The 19,245-nt window shown below is 59.9% G+C and carries 14 protein-coding genes and 1 pseudogene; 13 read left to right on the top strand and 2 right to left on the bottom strand.

From position 1 onward, the window contains the following. Window positions 1-69: 69 nt before the first annotated feature. Complete coding sequence (locus tag ACZ9BX_RS25030) at window positions 70-945, top strand: LysR substrate-binding domain-containing protein (RefSeq protein ID WP_476223033.1); 876 nt, start codon at window positions 70-72, stop codon at window positions 943-945. Here the strand turns inward: ACZ9BX_RS25030 and ACZ9BX_RS25025 are convergent. After that, complete coding sequence (locus ACZ9BX_RS25025; RefSeq protein WP_476220771.1) at window positions 920-1,912, bottom strand: GlxA family transcriptional regulator; 993 nt, start codon at window positions 1,910-1,912, stop codon at window positions 920-922. The two genes, ACZ9BX_RS25030 and ACZ9BX_RS25025, sit on opposite strands and share 26 nt — an antisense overlap. A 101-nt stretch (window positions 1,913-2,013) precedes the next feature. Here ACZ9BX_RS25025 and bcoG point away from each other — a divergent pair, with 101 nt between their 5' ends. The 10 genes from bcoG to ACZ9BX_RS24975 all read left to right on the top strand — a co-directional run bounded on the left by bcoG (window position 2,014) and on the right by ACZ9BX_RS24975 (window position 15,770). After that, window positions 2,014-2,916, top strand: coding sequence for a 3-dehydrocarnitine:acetyl-CoA trimethylamine transferase BcoG (bcoG, locus tag ACZ9BX_RS25020; RefSeq protein ID WP_476220770.1), 903 nt, complete (start codon window positions 2,014-2,016; stop codon window positions 2,914-2,916). A 7-nt stretch (window positions 2,917-2,923) separates the two neighbouring features. Further along, the gene (locus ACZ9BX_RS25015; protein WP_476220768.1) at window positions 2,924-4,414 is read left to right on the top strand and encodes a carnitine 3-dehydrogenase; all 1,491 of its coding nucleotides are present in this window, start codon (window positions 2,924-2,926) and stop codon (window positions 4,412-4,414) included. A gap of 12 nt (window positions 4,415-4,426) precedes the next feature. Continuing rightward, on the top strand, window positions 4,427-5,587 hold the full coding sequence (locus ACZ9BX_RS25010) for an acyl-CoA dehydrogenase family protein (RefSeq protein ID WP_476220767.1): 1,161 nt from the start codon (window positions 4,427-4,429) through the stop codon (window positions 5,585-5,587). A 4-nt stretch (window positions 5,588-5,591) separates the two neighbouring features. Beyond that, window positions 5,592-7,649: an acetate--CoA ligase family protein gene (locus ACZ9BX_RS25005; RefSeq protein WP_476220766.1), complete on the top strand. Its 2,058-nt coding sequence runs from the start codon at window positions 5,592-5,594 to the stop codon at window positions 7,647-7,649. A 6-nt stretch (window positions 7,650-7,655) separates the two neighbouring features. Beyond that, window positions 7,656-8,438 carry a carnitinyl-CoA dehydratase gene (locus ACZ9BX_RS25000; RefSeq protein WP_476220765.1) on the top strand — a complete coding sequence of 261 codons (783 nt, stop codon included), beginning with the start codon at window positions 7,656-7,658 and terminating at the stop codon, window positions 8,436-8,438. A 127-nt stretch (window positions 8,439-8,565) separates the two neighbouring features. Then, window positions 8,566-10,155, top strand: a complete 1,590-nt coding sequence (locus ACZ9BX_RS24995) for an ABC transporter substrate-binding protein (RefSeq protein ID WP_476220764.1) — start codon at window positions 8,566-8,568, stop codon at window positions 10,153-10,155. 97 nt (window positions 10,156-10,252) lie between these two features. Then, on the top strand, window positions 10,253-11,260 hold the full coding sequence (locus ACZ9BX_RS24990; RefSeq protein ID WP_476220763.1) for an ABC transporter permease: 1,008 nt from the start codon (window positions 10,253-10,255) through the stop codon (window positions 11,258-11,260). Beyond that, window positions 11,257-12,084: an ABC transporter permease gene (locus tag ACZ9BX_RS24985; RefSeq protein WP_476220761.1), complete on the top strand. Its 828-nt coding sequence runs from the start codon at window positions 11,257-11,259 to the stop codon at window positions 12,082-12,084. The genes ACZ9BX_RS24990 and ACZ9BX_RS24985 overlap by 4 nt, the downstream gene beginning before the upstream one ends. Beyond that, window positions 12,077-13,708 carry an ABC transporter ATP-binding protein gene (locus tag ACZ9BX_RS24980; RefSeq protein ID WP_476220760.1) on the top strand — a complete coding sequence of 544 codons (1,632 nt, stop codon included), beginning with the start codon at window positions 12,077-12,079 and terminating at the stop codon, window positions 13,706-13,708. Before ACZ9BX_RS24985 ends, ACZ9BX_RS24980 begins: the two co-directional genes overlap by 8 nt. Before the next feature lie 58 nt (window positions 13,709-13,766). Continuing rightward, entirely contained in the window at window positions 13,767-15,770 is a 2,004-nt protein-coding gene (locus ACZ9BX_RS24975; protein ID WP_476220758.1) for a CocE/NonD family hydrolase, read from the top strand. Window positions 15,771-15,773: 3 nt separating this feature from the next. On the opposite strand, the pseudogene ACZ9BX_RS24970 reads toward ACZ9BX_RS24975, so the two are convergent. Beyond that, window positions 15,774-16,686 (bottom strand): annotated as a pseudogene (locus ACZ9BX_RS24970) (alpha/beta hydrolase). Window positions 16,687-17,190: 504 nt separating this feature from the next. On the opposite strand from ACZ9BX_RS24970, the gene ACZ9BX_RS24965 reads away from it, so the two are divergent. Then, complete coding sequence (locus ACZ9BX_RS24965) at window positions 17,191-18,297, top strand: Fic family protein (RefSeq protein WP_476220757.1); 1,107 nt, start codon at window positions 17,191-17,193, stop codon at window positions 18,295-18,297. A gap of 20 nt (window positions 18,298-18,317) precedes the next feature. Next, a complete protein-coding gene (locus ACZ9BX_RS24960; protein WP_476220755.1) occupies window positions 18,318-19,136 on the top strand; it encodes a DUF429 domain-containing protein in 819 nt (272 codons plus the stop codon). The last annotated feature ends 109 nt before the right edge of the window (window positions 19,137-19,245 follow it).

Genomic DNA, 19,245 nt, shown 5'->3' with positions numbered 1-19,245 from the left:
TGCGCTTGTTCTTGACATCAGGCAAACGAATAGTTGAGATGACAGCCATCGGATTTTCTTATGGCTAAAATGCATCAACCCATCGAAAGCGATCTGCTGCGCACATTTCTCGTGGTCGTCAAGACCTCGAATTTCTCTGCCGCTGCTCAGGCCGTCGGTCGGACGCAATCAGCCGTGAGCGCGCAGATTAAGAAACTCGAGGAAACTATCGGGGAAACCCTTTTCGACCGGGGCGCGCGCGGTGTCATCCCAACGCGCCTTGGCCTGCAACTGCTGCCCTATGCACGCCGTGTGATTGATCTTTTAGACGAAGCGGCAGCGACCATTCGGACCAAACCGCTCGATGGCCCGGTGCGTATTGGGATACCCGAAGAATATAGCCAGACTGTGCTGCCTGCCGCACTTGCCGCTTTCGCCGTCCGCCATCCAGCCGTGGAGGTCACAGTTTCCTGCGATTATACGGCGCGCAATCTCGCGGCCCTGGAGCGCGACGAGCTGGATCTCGCCGTCGTCTTCGACTGGAGCAATCAGGCGGCGGGCGAAATCCTCTGTGTCGATCCGACCGTGTGGGTCACGTCCCAGGTCCACCGGCTCCACGACCTCGAGCCGCTGCCGATCGCCATCTACCGCAATTCCACCTGGGCGCGGGATTTCGCTTTCAGATCGCTGGAATTGCAGGGTCGAAAGTACCGTGTGGCCTTCGTTGCCGATACTAGCTCCGGGCTTAAGAACGCCGCGTCCGCGGGCCTTGCCGTCACCACGCTCTCCCGCAGCAACATACCACCGGGCTGCCGCGAGCTGACTGCGGAGGAAGGGTTCCCACCGGTCGATGCCTCCAGAGTGGTCCTGCGCCGAAACCCCTATCATTCCAGCGAGGCCGTACGCGGGCTCGCCGATATGGTACGGGACGCATTTCAGCCTATGGCTGTTCCTCCGATGCTGTAACCGGCCGCCGGAGACGACGCCTCGTGTCCGAGGGGCTTTCCGAGAAGCTCGCGCGATAGCTTCTCGTAAATGCTGAAGCCGAATTGAAGCCGGTCGCGGCCGCGATATCGGCAAAAGGCGCCTTGGTTTCGATCACCTTCCGCCGCGCTGCGTTCAGGCGCAGTGCCAGATAATGGACGTGCGGGGGCGCGCCGGTGCTCTGCTGAAAGAGCCCCTGCAGGTGGCGCGCACCGATGCCCACTCTGCGAGCCAGTCGCGCAAGCACGATAGGCTGCTCGATATTCTCCTCCATCAGCCGTACAGCTTGGGCGACCCGAGGATCGCGCATGTGCAGACCTGTCCCCGAAGGTGAAAGCTGGGTCTCGCTGTGGACGGAGTCCTGCTCGTAGCTGAAGAGCCGGCTGACCTCGAGCGCCAGCGAGTATCCTTGCCTTTGCCGTATGATCTCCAGCATCAGGTCGACGGTCGGGAGCGAACCTGCCGTGGTAATGCGCTTGCCTGTGATGACGAAACGCTCCTTCACCGCCCGCACATGCGGATAGGCAAGCGAGAAGTCATCGAAATCTTCCCAGTGTATGGTCGCCGGCAGCCGATCGAGAAGGCTGGCTTCGGCAAGCAGCCATGTTCCGGATTCGATGCCTGCGATCATGCTTCGGTAACGGGCCGCCTGAGAGAGCTGCATCTTCAATGCCGGTGTCGAGCTGCGGCGCCAATTGTAGCTTGCAAGCACGAAGAGCGGTGTCTCATCCCGCCCCGTCCCAAAGCCATCGGCGGCGGGTACAGGAATGCCGCTCGTCGTCAGCACAGGCGAACCATCAGGCGCTAGAAGCCGCCATCGATAAAGCTCACTGCCGGAAATCCGGTTGGCACCACGCATGGGCTCGATCACCGAAGCGAGCAGAATGAGGTTCGTCTCCGGCATGACAAGAAGATCAACATCCAGCCGATCGTTGGATCGCGTCAGCATTAGGCCTCCATCATTTCCGAAAATGTATCAAATGCTTCCGTTAATGCAAAGCATGACGCGCCATCTTCCCCCGTAATAGGCCCAACACGAGGGAGAAGAAAATGCCTCTTGCGATGAACCGCGATGTTTTCATCACCTGTGCCGTAACCGGTGCCGGCGATACGGTTTCGAAATCCAGCCACGTTCCCATCACTCCCAAGCAGATCGCGGATTCCGCGATCGACGCCGCCAAGGCTGGGGCGGCAGTTGTCCACTGTCACGTCCGCGATCCGAAAACGGGTGCCGCGAGCCGCCGCAACGACCTCTACAAGGAAGTTACTGAGCGCATTCGCTCGGCCGATATCGACGTCGTGCTCAACCTGACGGCCGGTATGGGCGGTGATTTGATCTTCGGTGATGTCGAATGCCCTCTACCTCTCAATCCGCAAGGCACCGACATCGCAGGTGCAACGGAGCGCGTCTCCCACATCGCCGAGTGCCTGCCGGAAATCTGCACGCTGGACTGCGGTACGATGAACTTCAGCCTCGGCGACTACGTCATGACGAACACGCCGGCGATGCTTCGTGCGATGGCGAAGAAGATGACAAATCTCGGCGTACGCCCGGAAATCGAGGCCTTCGATACCGGTCATCTCTGGTTTGCCAAGCAACTTGCCGAGGAGGGCCTGATCGAGGATCCGGTGCTGATCCAGCTTTGCATGGGCATTCCATGGGGCGCGCCCGATGATCTCAACACTTTCATGGCGATGGTGAACAACGTTCCCAATAGCTGGACCTTCTCCGCCTTCTCGATCGGCCGCAACGCCATGGCCTATCCGGCTGCCGCGGTGCTTGCCGGTGGCAACGTCCGCGTTGGGCTTGAAGACAACCTCTATGCTGGAAAGGGCGTGCTCGCGACGAATGCCCAGCTTGTCGAGAAGGCGGTGCAGGTCGTCGAAGGAATGGGCGCCCGCATCATCGGGCCTGAGGACGTCCGGAAGAAACTGAAATTGAGGAACCGCTGAGGCGCCCATGAGCAAGATCAACAAAGCAGCATGTGTCGGCGGCGGCGTCATCGGTGGCGGATGGATCGCCCGTTTTCTGCTTGCAGGCATTGATGTCGACGTCTTCGACCCGCATCCGGAGGCCAGCCGCATTGTCGGCGAAGTCATCGCCAATGCCGAGCGCGCTTACGCCATGCTGACCGTGGCGCCTCAGCCGCCGCGCGGCAAGCTCACTTATTGCGAGACCCTTGAAGAAGCCGTCGTTGATGCCGACTGGATCCAGGAAAGCGTGCCGGAAAGACTGGACCTCAAACGTAAGGTGTTGACGGAGATCGATGCGGCTTGCCGCCCCGATGCGCTGATCGGGTCCTCCACATCAGGCCTGCTGCCAACCGACCTGCAGCGCGACATGCGGTTTCCGGAACGCCTCTTCGTGGCGCACCCCTACAACCCCGTCTATCTCCTGCCGCTCGTCGAGATCGTCGGCGGTGAAAAAACCAGCCATGGCACCATCAAGGTGGCGATGGAGAAGCTGCCACCGATCGGCATGAAGGGCGTTCACATCGCCAAGGAGATCGAGGCCTTTGTCGGCGACCGTCTGCTGGAGGCTCTTTGGCGCGAGGCGCTGTGGCTGATCCATGACGATATCTGCACAGTTGAGACGCTCGATGACGTCATCCGTTATTCCTTCGGTCTTCGCTGGGCGCAGATGGGTCTCTTCCAGACCTACCGCATCGCCGGTGGCGAGGCAGGCATGCGGCATTTCCTAGCCCAGTTCGGTCCGGCTCTGCAATGGAACTGGACCAAGCTAATGGACGTCGTCGACCTCGACGACGCGCTTGTCGAGAAGATCGGCCAGCAGTCGGATGAACAAGCGGACGGATTGTCAATCCGCGAGCTCGAGCGCATCCGCGACGAAAATCTCGTCGGCATCCTGCAGGGGCTGAAGGGCGGCCATGGCGGTAAGGGCTGGGGTGCCGGCAAGCTGCTCAAGGATTTCGAGCATACGCTCTGGACGGCCGGCGGCAGCCGCAAGCATCCCGAGGACGTCGCGCGGCCATTGAGGCTTGTCGAAGCCAATGTCAGCCCCGCATGGGTCGATTACAACGGGCACATGACCGAGCATCGCTATCTGCAGGTGTTTGGGGATACATCGGATGCACTGCTGCGCCTTATCGGCGTCGATTTCGCCTATGTCGAGCGAGGTCACAGCTATTACACCGTCGAGACCCATATCCGCCACCTCGGCGAAGCCAAGCTCGGTCAGGCGATTCATTCAACCTGCCAGCTTCTGTCAGCAGACGAGAAGCGGCTGCATCTGTTCAACACGATTCATGACACAGCGACGGGCCAGGCGATTGCGACCGCCGAACAGATGCTGCTGCATGTCGATGCCAAGGCCGGAAAAGCCGCTCTCGCACCGGGGGAGGTGCTGAGCAAGATAAAGCCGATCAGCGAGGTCCACGCAAAACTGCCCATACCGGATGGCGTCGGACGCCATGTCGGGCAAAAACGCTAGGAGGAAGCAGTCATGAATTTCGGGCTCAACGAAGAACAGGAGATGATCGTCCAGACGGTCCGCGACTTCGTCGAGACGGAAATCTATCCGCATGAGAACGAGGTCGATCGCACTGGTATTGTTCCATTAGAACTCGGCGAGGAAATCAGGCGCAAATGCATCGATCTCGGTTTCTATGCTTGCAATTTTCCTGAGGAGATCGGCGGCGCCGGTCTCGACCACGTTACCTTTGCTCTTGTCGAGCGCGAACTTGGCCGCGGTTCGATGGCACTGACAGTGTTCTTCGGTCGCCCTTCCGGAATTTTGATGGCCTGCGAAGGCGAGCAGCGTGAGAAATATCTTCTGCCGGCGGTGCGGGGCGAAAAGGTTGACGCGCTGGCGATTACCGAACCCGATGCCGGCTCCGACATGCGCGGAATGAAATGCATGGCGCGGCAGGACGGTGGCGATTTCGTGCTCAATGGTACCAAGCATTTTATCTCCCATGCCGATGTCGCCGATTTCGTTATCGTCTTTGCGGCAACCGGAGAAGAGGAGACGCCCAAGGGCATCAAGAAGAAGATCACGGCTTTTCTTGTCGATCGCGACACGCCGGGCTTCGATATCCTCAAGGGCTATCAATCGATATCCCACCGCGGCTACCACAACGTCATCCTGAACTTCACCGACTGCCACCTGCCCAAATCCCAGGTGCTCGGCGAAGTCCATCGCGGCTTCGACATCGCCAATGAATGGCTTTACGGCACACGTCTGACGGTCGCGGCAACCTGCGTCGGGCGTGCACGCCGCGTTTTTGATATGGCGCTGCCCTATGCGGCGGAGCGCAAGCAGTTCGGCCGGCCGATCGGCGCCAATCAAGGTGTGTCGTTCAAGCTTGCCGACATGATCACGGAGATCGATGCCGCCGACCTGCTGACGCTATCCGCCGCTTGGCGGCTTGATGCTAGCCTTGGTGCCAACCGAGAGATCGCCTCGGCGAAACTCTACGCCTCCGAAATGCTTGCCCGCGTCACCGACGAAGCGATCCAGATCTTTGGCGGCATGGGGCTGATGGACGACCTGCCGCTTGCCCGCTTCTGGCGTGACGCGCGGGTCGAACGCATCTGGGACGGAACCTCGGAGATCCAGCGGCACATCATCAGCCGCGATCTGCTGCGGCCGTTCGGAGCGTGACCCGATGACGCAACGCCCGCTCGATCGACTGATCAGACCGCAAACGATCGCCGTCTTCGGCGGCCGCGAAGCGCGCCGGGTCATCGAGCAGTGCGACCGCATGGGATTTGTCGGCGAAATCTGGCCCGTCCATCCGGTGCTCGAGAAGGTGGTGGGGCGCCGTTGTTATCGATCAGTGGGCGAGCTGCCCGCGGCACCCGACGCGGCCTTCGTCGGCGTCAACCGGCTGTTGACCGTCGATATCGTACGCTCGCTTGCCGTCATAGGCGCCGGCGGCGCCGTTTGTTATGCTTCCGGCTTCAGCGAGGCGGTCGCGGAACTCGCCGATGGCGCGATACTGCAAAATCATCTCGTCGAAGCGGCCGGAAATATGCCGATCCTCGGACCGAATTGTTATGGCATGATCAACGGCCTCGATGGCGCCCTGCTCTGGCCTGACCAGCACGGAATGGTGCGCGTCGAAAGAGGTGTTGCCATTCTCACGCAATCCTCCAACATCGCCATCAATCTCACCATGCAAAAGCGCGGCCTGCCGATCAGTTATTTGATGACGGCCGGCAACCAGGCACAGACCGGATTGTCGGATTTAGCCCTCGCCGTGATCGAGGACCCGCGCGTCACGGCCATCGGCCTGCATGTCGAGGGATTCGGCAACATTCAGGCGCTTGAGAAGCTTGCCTTACGTTCCCGGGAATTGAAAAAGCCCATCGTTGCGCTGAAAGTCGGCAAATCCGAACAGGCGCAGCGCGCCGCCATTTCGCATACCGCATCCCTTGCCGGAAGCGATGCAGTTGCCGATGCCATTCTCGCTCGCCTCGGCATTGGCCGCGTGGCAACCCTCCCGGAAATGATCGAAACGCTGAAACTTCTCCACGTAGCAGGCCCGCTTGAAAGCAATGCGATCTCTTCCATGAGTTGTTCCGGCGGCGAAGCCTCGCTAATGGCCGACGCCGCTGTCAGCCGGGGCGTGGAATTCCGCTCTCTGAAACCCCGGCAGCTTCCGTCTCTCAGGTGCAGCCTGGGTGAAATGGTCGCCCTTTCCAATCCTCTCGACTACCACACTTTCGTTTGGGGCGATCTGACCCGCCAGTCGGAGGCCTTTACAGCCATGTTCGAGGGCGCTTATGCCCTCAATCTGGTTGTCCTTGATTTTCCGCGGAGCGATCGTTGCAACACAGCGGACTGGATGACGACGGTCAGTGCCGTCGCGGCGGCCGCGAAACGAACCGAAGCGCGCGCCGGTATCGTGGCGACATTGCCGGAGAACATGCCGGAAGAGATTGCCTTGCTGTTGATGGAGGATGGCATCGTGCCTTTCTGCGGCATCAGCGAAACCGTCGCCGCCGCGGAAATTGCCGCTAACATCGGCAAAGCCTGGCAAAACCCACAGCCATTGCCACTGCTCAATGTACCGTTGACCGTAGGCGAGATCGAGACGTTGAGCGAGGCGGAAGCCAAAGCGGAACTGTCTGCCGCCGGTCTCTCCGTTCCGCTTGGTGCAACCGCACCGAGTTCGGACGAGGCAGCAGAACAGGCGCAGCGTCTCGGTTTTCCCATCGCTCTGAAAGCGCTTTGCGTCGAGCACAAGACCGAGGCCGGTGCTGTCGCGCTCAACCTTAAGGATGCTGAGGCCGTGCGATACGCAGCGCAGGAAATGGCCCATGTCGCCGCCGGATACCTGGTTGAACGGATGATCGAGCGCCCCGTGGCCGAGCTGATCATCGGCGCGGTACGCGATCCGGTCCTTGGATTGACTTTGACCGTCGGTGCGGGCGGAATTTTGGTGGAATTGCTTGAAGATTCCGTCATTTTAACGCTTCCGGTAACAGAAGCGGAGATCTTGGAAGCCATTTCGCGCCTGAGGATCAGGAAACTCATCGAAGGCTATCGCGGCGCGGCGAAGAGCGACCTCGACATAGTGGTCAAAGCCGTCGCATCAGCAGCAGAATATGTCGTAAAAAATGCCGCGTGGCTGGAAGAACTGGACATTAATCCATTGATGGTTCTCCCTGAAAACCATGGTGTCGTTGCCGCAGACGCTCTCATCCGGCGAAGGAGGTAGCAGAAGTTGCAAGACCCCATTCGCACCAGACGCGACAGCGGTATCCTCGAGGTCATCATTGACCGGCCGAAGGCGAACGCCATCGACCTTGCGACCAGCCGCAACATGGGCCTGATTTTCCGCAATTTCCGCGACGACCCTAAGTTGCGTGTCGCCATCGTGTCGGGTGCTGGCGAGAAATTCTTCTCGGCCGGATGGGATCTGAAGGCTGCGGCAGCCGGCGATGCGGTCGATGGCGATTATGGCGTCGGCGGGTTCGGCGGCTTGCAGGAACTGCGTGACCTCAACAAGCCCGTCATCTGCGCTGTCAACGGCATCTGTTGCGGTGGTGGTCTGGAGATTGCCCTTTCGGCCGACCTGATCATCGCCGCCAAGCACGCAACCTTTGCGCTTCCGGAAATTCGCTCGGGAACGATCGCAGACGCTGCTTCGATCAAGCTGCCGAAGCGCATCCCCTACCATATCGCGATGGACATGCTTCTGACTGGCCGATGGCTTGACGTTACGGAGGCGCATCGCTGGGGTTTCGTCAATGAAATTGTCGCTGCGGACAGGCTGATGGAGCGGGCATGGGAACTGGCCCGCCTTCTCGATAGCGGCCCGCCGCTCGTCTATGCAGCCATCAAGGAGATCGTGCGCGAAGCCGAAGGAATGACATTTCAGACTGCCATGAACAAGATCACCAAAAGGCAGTTTGCAACGGTCGATGCCCTTTATTCGAGCGAAGACCAGTTGGAAGGCGCACGGGCTTTCGGGGAGAAGCGAAGCCCAATCTGGAAAGGAAGGTGAAGAGGCGGCAGCGACCGCATCATTTTCCGCATGATTGCGGGCAGTGAGGTTTCGGGGCGGAAGAGGAAACCGCATCCCGAAGCGTTGCCCGGGAGTTCTATCAACATCAAGAAGAAGGAACAGGGGAATGAACGACTACACGAAATATCTGGCAAGCCGCGTGAGTGCGGGCGGTCTCAGCCGCCGCGAGTTCATGGGACGCGCAATGGCGGCCGGCATTACGCTGGCGCTTGCAGACCAGCTCTTCACCGAAAGCGCAACGGCAGCCGAACCAAAGCGCGGCGGTCACCTGAAACTCGGTCTCGAGGGCGGCGCTGCCACCGATTCCAAGGACCCGGCAAAGTTCCTGTCACAATTCATGTTCTGCGTCGGCCGTTGCTGGGGCGACATGCTGGTCGAATCCGACCCGCTGACCGGCGCTGCCGTTCCGGCGCTAGCCGAATCCTGGGAAGCGTCTAACGATGCCGTCACGTGGACCTTTAAAATCCGCAAGGGTGTCAAGTTCCACAACGGTAAGGACCTGACGATCGACGATGTCGTTGCGACGCTGAAGCGCCATACCGACAGCAAATCGGAGTCAGGCGCTCTTGGTGTCGTCAAGTCGATCAAGGAGATCAAGGCCGACGGCAGCGACCTCGTCCTGACGCTGACCGAAGGCAACGCCGACATGCCGTTGCTCCTGACCGACTACCACCTCGTCATTCAGCCGAACGGCGGCAATGACGACCCGCTCGCCTCTATCGGCACCGGTCCCTACAAGCTTGCGAGTTTTGAAGCCGGCGTACGTGCGACCTTCGAAAAGAACAAGGACGACTGGCGCAGCGATCGTGGTTATGTCGACTCGATCGAAATCATCGGCATGAACGATGCGACGGCACGTATTGCAGCGCTTTCGTCGGGTCAGGTGCACTACATCAACCGCGTCGATCCGAAGACCGTGGACCTGTTGAAGCGTGCGCCGAATGTCGAAATCCTGTCGACGTCCGGCCGCGGCCATTACGTCTTCATCATGCATTGTAACACTGCGCCCTTCGACAACAACGATCTGCTCATGGCGCTGAAATACGCCATGGACCGCGAGACGATGGTCAAGAAGATTCTTGGCGGTTACGGCAAGGTTGGCAATGACTTCCCGATCAACAGCACATATGCGCTTTTCCCCGAGGGCATCGAACAGCGCGCCTATGATCCGGACAAGGCGGCCTTCCACTACAAGAAATCAGGTCACAGCGGCTCAGTCCTGCTGCGTACCTCCGAGGTTGCCTTCCCGGGTGCCGTCGATGCCGCCGTCCTCTATCAGGAAAGCTGCAAGAAGGCTGGGATCAATATCGAGGTCAAGCGCGAGCCAGGCGACGGTTACTGGACAAACGTCTGGAACGTGCAGCCCTTCTCGACGTCCTATTGGGGCGGCCGTCCGACGCAGGACCAGATGTACTCCACGGCCTATATCTCGACGGCCGACTGGAACGACACCCGTTTCCTGCGCCCGGACTTCGACAAGATCCTGCTCGAAGCCCGTTCGGAACTCGACGAAGCCAAGCGCAAGGAGATGTATCGCAGCATGGCGATGATGGTCCGCGATGAAGGCGGCGTCATCCTGCCGATGTTCAACGACTTCGTGAACGCCTCCACCAAGCAGGTGAAGGGCTACGTTCACGATATCGGCAACGACATGTCGAACGGCTACGTCGCGACCCGCGTCTGGCTGGACGCCTGATGCTCGAAGCAGGGCGGAGACGCCCTCATCTCTAACGGAACCGGGACCGCGGAAAACCTCCGCGGTCTTCCTGAGGTTTCAGCGCGAGGCATCAGCCATGTCCAATCCGCCACCCAGCACCGTCTCACCGGGACTAAGGTTCAAGCAGCGTTTCCCGCTGCTGTCCCTCATTGCCGAGCGCTTCGTGCTCAGTCTTTTGCTGCTTCTTGCTGTCTCGATCCTGATCTTCGCCGGCCTTGAAGCGCTGCCGGGCGATTTCGCGACAACCTATCTCGGCCAGTCGGCGACGCCGCAGGCCGTCGCCAATATCCGCACCGAACTCGGTCTCGACCGGCCTGTGACCACGCGTTATTTCGAGTGGGTCGGCAATGCCGTGCAGGGTGATTTCGGCACCTCCTGGGCAAGCAAGAATTCGGTGAGCGAGCAGATCGCCAAGCGGCTCGGCAATTCGCTCTTCCTTGCAGCCTTTGCGGCGTTGATTTCGGTGCCGCTTGCCGTCGGGCTCGGCATGCTGGCGGTGCATTTCCGAAACCGTTTGCCTGACAAGATCATCAATGTGATCTCTCTGGCGGCGATTTCACTACCGGAATTCTTCATCGGTTATCTGCTCATCCTGTTCTTCGGCGTGAAATTCGGGGTCGCGACATTTCCTGCGACCGTCTACGACGGCATGGCTTTCGTCGATCGGCTGAAGGCCATCGCCCTGCCGACCGCAACGTTGGTACTCGTTGTCCTTGCTCATATGATGCGCATGACGCGGGCCGCAATCCTGTCTGTGATGTCGTCGGCTTATATGGAAACCGCAGAACTGAAAGGCCTCAGCGCCTTCCGCTCTATCGTCAAACATGCCGCACCCAATGCTTTGGCGCCGATCATCAACGTCGTAGCGCTGAACCTTGCCTATCTCGTCGTTGGCGTCGTCGTGGTCGAGGTCGTCTTCGTCTATCCCGGCATAGGCCAGTACATGGTCGACGCCGTTACCGTCCGCGATATGCCGGTCGTCCAAGCCTGCGGCCTGATCTTCGCCGCGGTCTACATCCTTCTCAACATGGTTGCCGATACCCTGGCGATCGTCGCCAACCCGCGTCTGAGGCATCCACGATGAGATTGAGAGGCATCCCCATTACCGCCTGGATCGGCATCATAGGCATTCTGCTGGTCTTCAGCTGTGCGATCTTCGCACCATGGATCGCGCCATATGGCGAGACCGAAGTTGTCGGCAATGTCTGGCAAGTGGGTGACGCGCAGTATTTCTTCGGCCTCGACAATCTCGGCCGCGATATTCTTTCGCGGCTGATCTACGGCGCCCGAACGACACTGTTCGTGGCGCTGGCAGCAACGATCATCTCGTTTTCGCTGGGGATCATCCTCAGCTTCACCGCCGCCGTTTCGCGCGGATTGATCGACACGATCTTCTCGCGCTTCAACGACTTGATGATGTCGATCCCTACCCTGATCTTCGCCCTTGTCGTGCTGGCGGTGCTGCCGCAGAACCTGATTGTGCTCATCCTGGTGATGGCGATCCTCGATTCCACCCGCGTCTATCGTCTCGGCCGCGCCGTCGCGCTGGATGTGGCGGTCATGGAATTCGTGGAGGCGGCCAGGCTGCGCGGCGAAGGCAAGATCTGGATCATCTTCTGTGAAATCCTTCCGAACACGCTCTCGCCTCTGCTCGCCGAATTCGGCCTGCGCTTCGCCTTCTCGATCCTTTTTCTGTCGACGTTGTCTTTCCTCGGACTCGGCATCCAGCCGCCGTCGGCGGATTGGGGCGGCATGGTCAAGGACAACAAAGACGGCATCATCTTCGGCATATCTGCCGCTCTCGTTCCGGGCTCCGCGATTGCGGCGCTCGCAGTCTGTGTCAATCTGGTGGTGGACTGGCTCCTGAAGCGCACCTCCAGCCTCAAGGGAGGGCGTGGCGATGCCTGAGCTTCTTTCCGTTCGCGACCTTAAGATCGAAGCAACCAGCTACCCGCCGGGCGAGCCGCCGAAGCGCGTCACAATCGTCGACGGCGTCTCCTTCAACCTGCAGAAGGGCAAGGTGCTGGGCCTGATCGGCGAATCCGGCGCCGGAAAATCCACGATCGGTCTTTCAGCGCTCGCCTACGGTCGCGGCGGCGCCGAAATCACCGGCGGCGCGGTCATGCTCGACGGAGTGGATATCCTGCCACTGGGGAAATCGGGCATCCGCCGGATTCGCGGCGCCCGCGTCTGCTATGTCGCGCAATCGGCTGCTGCCGCCTTCAATCCGGCCCACAGGCTGGGCGAGCAGGTGATCGAAGCGTCGGTCAAGCACGGTTTGATGACCAAGGACGAGGCCGGCAAGCGTGCGCTCTATCTCTTTCGCGTTCTCGGCCTTCCAAACCCCGAGACGTTCGGTAACCGTTTCCCCCACCAGGTCTCGGGCGGCCAGTTGCAGCGTGCCATGACGGCGATGGCGCTTTGTTCCAATCCGAAGCTGATCGTTTTCGATGAGCCGACGACCGCGCTCGATGTGACGACGCAGATCGACGTCCTGGCGGCGATCAAGCAAGCCATTGAGGAAACGCATACTGCCGCACTCTACATCACGCATGACCTTGCCGTCGTTGCGCAGGTCTCGGACGACATCATGGTTCTTCGTCACGGCAGGCAAGTCGAATATGGATCCGTGCAGCAGATCATCGAGGCCCCACGGGAGGATTATACCCGTGCCCTCGTCAACGTTCGCCAGATCGCCCGCGTGGAAGCCGCCGATCAGTCCGGCGCGCTCCTGAAGGTCGAACGTGTCAGCGCGCAATATTCAAACGGGTACAAGGTTCTCCACGATGTCTCGCTGCATGTGCCGAAGGGCCAGACGCTGGCGATCGTCGGCGAATCCGGCTCCGGCAAGTCGACGCTCGCCCGCGTCATCACCGGGCTCCTACCGCCCAGCGAAGGCGGAATTTCTTTCAACGGCAAGAAGCTGACGCCAGCCCTGAAGGAGCGATCGCGCGACGAGCTGCGGCGCATTCAGCTCATCTACCAGATGGCGGATACCGCAATGAACCCGCGCCAGACCGTGCGCGATATCATCGGCCGTCCCCTCACTTTCTATTTCGGCCTGCGCGGCGCGGCAAAGACTGCGCGTGTCAAGGAGCTGCTCGAACAGATTGAGATGAGCAACGGCTTCGTCGGCCGCTATCCGGCCGAGCTGTCCGGCGGCCAGAAACAGCGGGTCGCCATCGCCCGCGCCCTTGCCGCCGAGCCGGAACTGATCCTTTGCGACGAGCCGACGTCGGCGCTTGACCCTCTGGTCGCCGAGGGTATTCTCAAACTTCTCCTGCGGCTGCAGGAAAAAGAGCAGCTCTCCTACATCTTCATCACCCACGACATCGCAACCGTCAGAGCGATCGCCGATAGCGTCGCCGTCATGCATCGCGGCAGGCTCGTACGGTTTGGGCCGAAGTCAAAGGCGCTGTCAGCGCCTTTCGACGACTACACCGACCTGCTGCTCAAATCTGTGCCAGAGATGGAAATCGGCTGGCTGGAACGCGTTTTCGCGACACGGCGGATGGAAAGCGCCGGTAACTGAATCCCGCGAGGCGGCTACTGGAGCCTCGCTTCACGACAATTATATCATGGAACATAACATGACCTCGCGCGGTTTCACCACCATCGAAAATCAATGGATCACGCTGAAGGACGGCACGCGGCTTGCGGCCCGTATCTGGATGCCGGATGGTGCGGAGAACGATCCGGTGCCCGTCGTCTTTGAATTTCTGCCTTACCGAAAGCGGGACGGAACGAGCCTTCGCGACGAATCGACCTATCCGGTCTTCGCAGTCGCAGGCATTGCCGGCGTCCGCGTCGATATCCGCGGCTCCGGCGAATCCGACGGCGTGATCGATGGCGAGTACACAGAACTTGAACTTGCCGACGCCTGCGAACTGATCGCGTGGATTGCCGCTCAGCCCTGGTCAAACGGTTCGGTCGGCATGATGGGGATCTCCTGGGGTGGCTTCAACAGCCTGCAGGTTGCAGCGCTCCGGCCTCCAGCGCTGAAGGCCGTCATCTCAATCGCATCCACCGTCGACCGCTACAATGACGATATCCACTATAAAAACGGCTGCCATCTTTCTGCGCAACTCTCGTGGGCAGCAACCATGCTTGGCTATCAATCCCGTTCGCCCGATCCGGCTCTGGTCGGCGAACGTTGGAAAGAGATGTGGCTGGAGCGGCTGGAACAGGAGCCCTTCTTCATGGAAGAGTGGCTGACCCATCAGCGCCGCGACGCGTTCTGGCGCCACGGCTCGATCTCACAGGATTTTTCGAATGTCGAGATTTCCGCGCTAGTCATCGCAGGCTGGGCGGACGGCTATCGCAATACGCCTTTGGCGGCCGCCGAAGGGCTGGGTGAGAAAGCGAAGGCCCTGATCGGCCCGTGGGTTCACAAATATCCGCACTTCGCCTGGCCGAAGCCGCGGACAGACTTTCATGGCGAGGCGATCGCCTGGTGGAACAAGTGGCTGCGCGGCGAGGACAACGGCATCGACATGCTGCCCCAGACCCGCGCATATATTCTCGACGCCATCCGCCCGGCTCCGCGGCGCGAGTTCGATACGGGCTTCTGGGTTGCCAAGGATGATTGGAAGCCGCCGGAAATGCAGTGCTTCTATGTAGAGCAATTCGGCAAGCTGACTGAGGGCCTGCCGATCCCGCAGGCGCCAGAACACATAGCTTATCTGCGTTCGCCGCTAGATACTGGCACCGCATCCGGCGAATATTTTACGCTGAAGCCCGATGCGGAGATGGCGATCGACCAACGCTCCGACGACGCCGGTTCGCTCACCTTCGATACCACGCCGCTTGCCGCAGACCATGATTATCTCGGCCGCCCGGTGCTCAGCCTCTCGCTGCGCTCCGAAGCCCTCACCGGCAATCTCTGCGCCCGGCTCGTCGATATCCATCCGGACGGTACGGCGACACGCGTCACCTTCGGCGTCATCAATCTCACCCATCGCGACGGCAACGCAGACCCCGCTCCGCTCCCACCCGGCGAGAAAGTCTCGATCCGGCTCGTGCTTGATGTCTGTGGCTACCGCTTCCGCAAGGGACATCGCATCCGCCTGTCGCTATCCACCGCATACTGGCCGATGATCCTGCCGCCGCCGGACGATCAAGGTGTGGAGATCGATATCGCCTCGCTTGGCCTGGCGCTGCCGATGCTCGGAGAGCATCGCCGGGTCGATATTCCCGAACCGGCTAATCCCGATCCCTTGCCCAAATACATCGAACACGCACCGGCGGCGACGAAGCGGCAGGTCGTGCGTGATCTTTCGGCCAATCGCACGGAATATCGCATCCACGAGGACACCGGCCTCTACGAGCATCCTGAAACCGCCCTTTCGACGCGGCAACTCCGCGAGGAGGTCTGGTCGATTTCACCCGCCGATCCGCTATCGATGACAGGCAACTCCACCTGGACCTGCGACATGCGCCGCTCCGGCTGGTTCGTGCGAACTGTTGCGACGGCGAAAATCGCATGCACGAAGACCGACTGGATCATCAATGCCATGGTAACGGCCTATGAAGCCGACGTTCAGATTTTCGAGAAGGTTTTCGCAGAGAAACGCGTCCCCCGCGACCTAATGTGAGTGTCACGCCGCTGCAAAACGGCGCACCGCCTCGCAGACAGCCAGGAAACCAGCACGCGCGCCGTCGCTCATATGGCGGGCCCGCAACCAGGCATGCACCATCTGCGGGCTCCTCGCGGAACCAAACTTCGACACCGGTCTGCGCCAGCCGCGCGGCATACTGTCGAGAGTCGTCCCGCAGGGGGTCGAAGGCCGCGCCGGTGATAAAGGCTGGTGGTAGTCCACCAACAAAGGCAGACTGGAGCGGTGCTGCTACCGGATCGTCTTGCGGTGCCTGCAGGATTTCCCGGTAATAGGCCACATCGGCCGTCGTTAGTCCTGGCGCTTCGCTCATCTCGACGTAGGATCCGGCCGTTAGATCACCGCCCAGCGCCGGGTAAATCAGAACCTGTCCGGCGATGCTGGAAAGCCCCGCCTGCTTTGCCCGCATGGCAAGCCCCGCTGCGAGATTGCCTCCGGCGCTATCGCCGATGAGGACGATCCTGCTGCCGCTTGAGACAAGCTCGGAAAGCACAGCGAAGCCATCGTCGGTCTGCGCCGGCCAGCGATGTTCTGGTGCCAGCCGATAGTCGACGGCGACCAGTTCGGCACCCGCAAAGTCGGCGATTTCCGCACAGATCGCGTGGTGGCTCTCAAGCGAGCCGACGACGAAACCGCCGCCATGCAGATAGAGCAGCAAGGTCTCGCTCGTCACATGCCGTGGCCTGTAGCGCCTTGTCGGCACAGTCCGGATCGGAGCATCAGCGAAAGTCAGGCCAGCAGGAATCGGCGGACTGAAACGGGCACACAGCGCGTCATATCGGGCCCGCTGGGCTTCGGTAGATTGCGATACCGCATCGTCCGGATAGACGCTGCTACAGACGGAAAGAAATTCAAGGATACCTGTCTCTTCGGGCATCGGGCGGTTGGCCGTCATGTTGCATCCTGTAAAATGTGAATACCTAGGTCATAACAGTACGGTGCCGGAATGTGAGCGCAAGCGCATCAAAAGGCTGGTGCATCAGGCCTCGATCCTTAAGTGACCCTTGTCGTAAGACGGCTTCTCTATCGTCCGCTCGGCATCACTACTGGCCTCCGGTCGGTTTTGCTCTTCAGCCGAACGGGCAAGATTATGAAGCCAGCCTTAACGGCCGAGCCGGCTGTTGCCCTCGAAGAATTCGGGATCGTTCCGGTATCCCTAGGTTCTAATTCAGTCTCACGCCGTCGTCAGCTGCGAAGAGATGAATTGCTCTTATCTCAGGCTCGACAGTGATTGTTTCGCCGGGCGTGGGCAGGACGCGCTCGCGAAAAATACGAGCAACCTGCATGGGCAAGACAGGCATGCGGCGAAAACAGCTCCTAATCTCCGAGTTCTTCGCGGCGATTACGATTGATTTTGCGGTGAATGAGACGCATAATCTCCGCAGGAGATACGGGGATTATGCCAAAGTACATTCATCAGTTGCCGGAATGGCCCCAGTTCGAATGGAATCTGGAAAATTTGTCCCGGCAGCTCGCCACAGTCCGGCATCGGCAGGGCAGACTCTTTGGCCATATGCAGGCGCTAGGCTTCCCATTACGCCAGGAAGCCATTCTCAAGACGCTGACCGAAGACGTTATCAAATCCAGCGAGATCGAAGGCGAAATCCTCGACCGCCAGCAGGTCAGGTCATCGATTGCCCGTCGCCTTGGCATCGAGGCTGGCGCGGTGCTGCCCGCCGACCGCAATGTTGAGCGCGTCGTCGAGATGATGCTTGATGCCACGCAGAAATTCGACGAATCCTTGACCGACGAACGCCTATTCGGCTGGCATGCGGCGCTTTTTCCCACTGGTCGCAGCGGCATGACGAGGATTGTTGTCGGAGCTTGGCGCGACGACAAGTCGGGGCCGATGCAGGTCGTCTCGGGTCCGCTCGGCAAGGAACGCGTCCACTATAAGGCGCCAGCTGCAGAACGGCTCGACCCCGAAATGACCGCATTTCTCGACTGGTTCAATGGCGGCGAGGACATTGATCTTGTCCTAAAGGCGGGCCTAGCGCACCTCTGGTTTGTGACCATCCATCCCTTCGATGACGGCAATGGCCGCATTGCTCGTGCAATAGCGGATATGATGCTGGCCCGGTCCGAAGATAGCCCGCAGCGCTTTTACAGCATGTCGGCGCAAATTCGTCTCGACCGAAAAGCTTACTACGATATTCTGGAGAGGACGCAGAAAGCCCCGGACCTTGACGTCACGCCGTGGCTGGATTGGTTCCTGCAATGCCTTGACCGCGCCATAGGAGGTGCGGAGGAAACCCTCTCAGATGTGCTTTTCAAGGCCGAATTCTGGAAGCAACACGAGGGCGAAACATTCAATGACCGCCAACGTGACATGACCAATCGCCTCCTCGACGGATTCGATGGAAAGCTCACGTCCTCGAAATATGCCACAATTGAAAAGTGCTCGCCCGACACTGCGCTGAGGGATATAAACGACCTTCTGCGGCGCGGTATCCTCAGAAGGGAAGCGGCTGGAGGACGCAGCACCAGCTACGTTCTGCGGGAGTGAGTCTGCCTGAAGAGGATGGAATGAGCACCTCGACCACATCTGTGATTGGGTTCGACTCTGCGTGGACAGACAATCCCAGGGCGCCAGGAGGGATCTGCGTCTTACGCGAAGACGAAGCGGGGTCGCGATTGCACTTCATGCCCCGGCTCGCCTCCTTCAACGAGGCGGTAGAGATCATCCATAGCGAGCGAGGGCAAGTCGGCAAATGCCTAGTCGCTCTTGATCAGCCGACAATTGTGCCAAATATGAGCGGTTCGCGACCCGTCGACAAGGTTGCCGGATCGCTCATTTCCTGGGTAGGTGGCGGCGTTCAACCGGCGAACCGATCGAAGCTTGGCATGTTCGATGCTGCTGCGCCAATCTGGCGGTTCAAGGGCGCACTTGGTGCAATCGAGGATCCCGAACTTGCACGAACAGCGCGTGAAGGATTATTTCTTCTCGAAGTTTTTCCCGCCCTGGCATTACTCGCAATCGAGGATAGCTATTGCCGCCGCCTCGGCGCTCCAAAATACAATCCAGCCAACCGGAAGACGTTTAAGTTCGCGCACTGGCGGTCTGTGTCGGAAACGGTCCGGAAATTCGGAGAGCTCCGAGCCCTGGCGCAACTAGAGTCATGGTGTTCAGTCATCTCAGCAAACGCGGCGCCGAGGAAAGCTGACCAGGACAAGATCGATGCTATGATATGCGCTCTCATTGGATTGCATTGGCTGGCAGCACCGCGCGAGCAGTCGGTTATGATTGGCGATCTGGAGAACGGCTACATGATCGCTCCTGCAATCAATGGTGTTCATGAGCGGCTTCTGGCCGCTGCAAGGCAGAGGGATGTGCCGATCCGGTAAATGCACGGACACGATGTCACCGGCACATGCCGGCCACATCTGCCGCGATCCGTTGCTCAGGAACGTCTCAGACTGGCAAGACGAACTGCATGGCGAAGGGTGGCTAGGG

It is taken from the genome of Rhizobium sp. USDA 3886, assembly GCF_056279785.1.
The sequence above is the reverse complement of the archived record's forward strand: the minus strand, read 5'-3'. Positions and strand labels throughout refer to the sequence as shown.

Coding starts and splice junctions, on each gene's coding strand:
- ACZ9BX_RS24990 (WP_476220763.1), top strand. CDS start 10,253: ATGTCCAATCCGCCACCCAGCACCGTCTCACCGGGACTAAGGTTCAAG.
- ACZ9BX_RS25010 (WP_476220767.1), top strand. CDS start 4,427: ATGAATTTCGGGCTCAACGAAGAACAGGAGATGATCGTCCAGACGGTC.
- ACZ9BX_RS24980 (WP_476220760.1), top strand. CDS start 12,077: ATGCCTGAGCTTCTTTCCGTTCGCGACCTTAAGATCGAAGCAACCAGC.
- ACZ9BX_RS25015 (WP_476220768.1), top strand. CDS start 2,924: ATGAGCAAGATCAACAAAGCAGCATGTGTCGGCGGCGGCGTCATCGGT.
- bcoG (WP_476220770.1), top strand. CDS start 2,014: ATGCCTCTTGCGATGAACCGCGATGTTTTCATCACCTGTGCCGTAACC.
- ACZ9BX_RS24985 (WP_476220761.1), top strand. CDS start 11,257: ATGAGATTGAGAGGCATCCCCATTACCGCCTGGATCGGCATCATAGGC.
- ACZ9BX_RS24995 (WP_476220764.1), top strand. CDS start 8,566: ATGAACGACTACACGAAATATCTGGCAAGCCGCGTGAGTGCGGGCGGT.
- ACZ9BX_RS25005 (WP_476220766.1), top strand. CDS start 5,592: ATGACGCAACGCCCGCTCGATCGACTGATCAGACCGCAAACGATCGCC.
- ACZ9BX_RS24960 (WP_476220755.1), top strand. CDS start 18,318: ATGAGCACCTCGACCACATCTGTGATTGGGTTCGACTCTGCGTGGACA.
- ACZ9BX_RS25030 (WP_476223033.1), top strand. CDS start 70: ATGCATCAACCCATCGAAAGCGATCTGCTGCGCACATTTCTCGTGGTC.
- ACZ9BX_RS25025 (WP_476220771.1), bottom strand. CDS start 1,912: ATGCTGACGCGATCCAACGATCGGCTGGATGTTGATCTTCTTGTCATG.
- ACZ9BX_RS24965 (WP_476220757.1), top strand. CDS start 17,191: ATGCCAAAGTACATTCATCAGTTGCCGGAATGGCCCCAGTTCGAATGG.
- ACZ9BX_RS24975 (WP_476220758.1), top strand. CDS start 13,767: ATGACCTCGCGCGGTTTCACCACCATCGAAAATCAATGGATCACGCTG.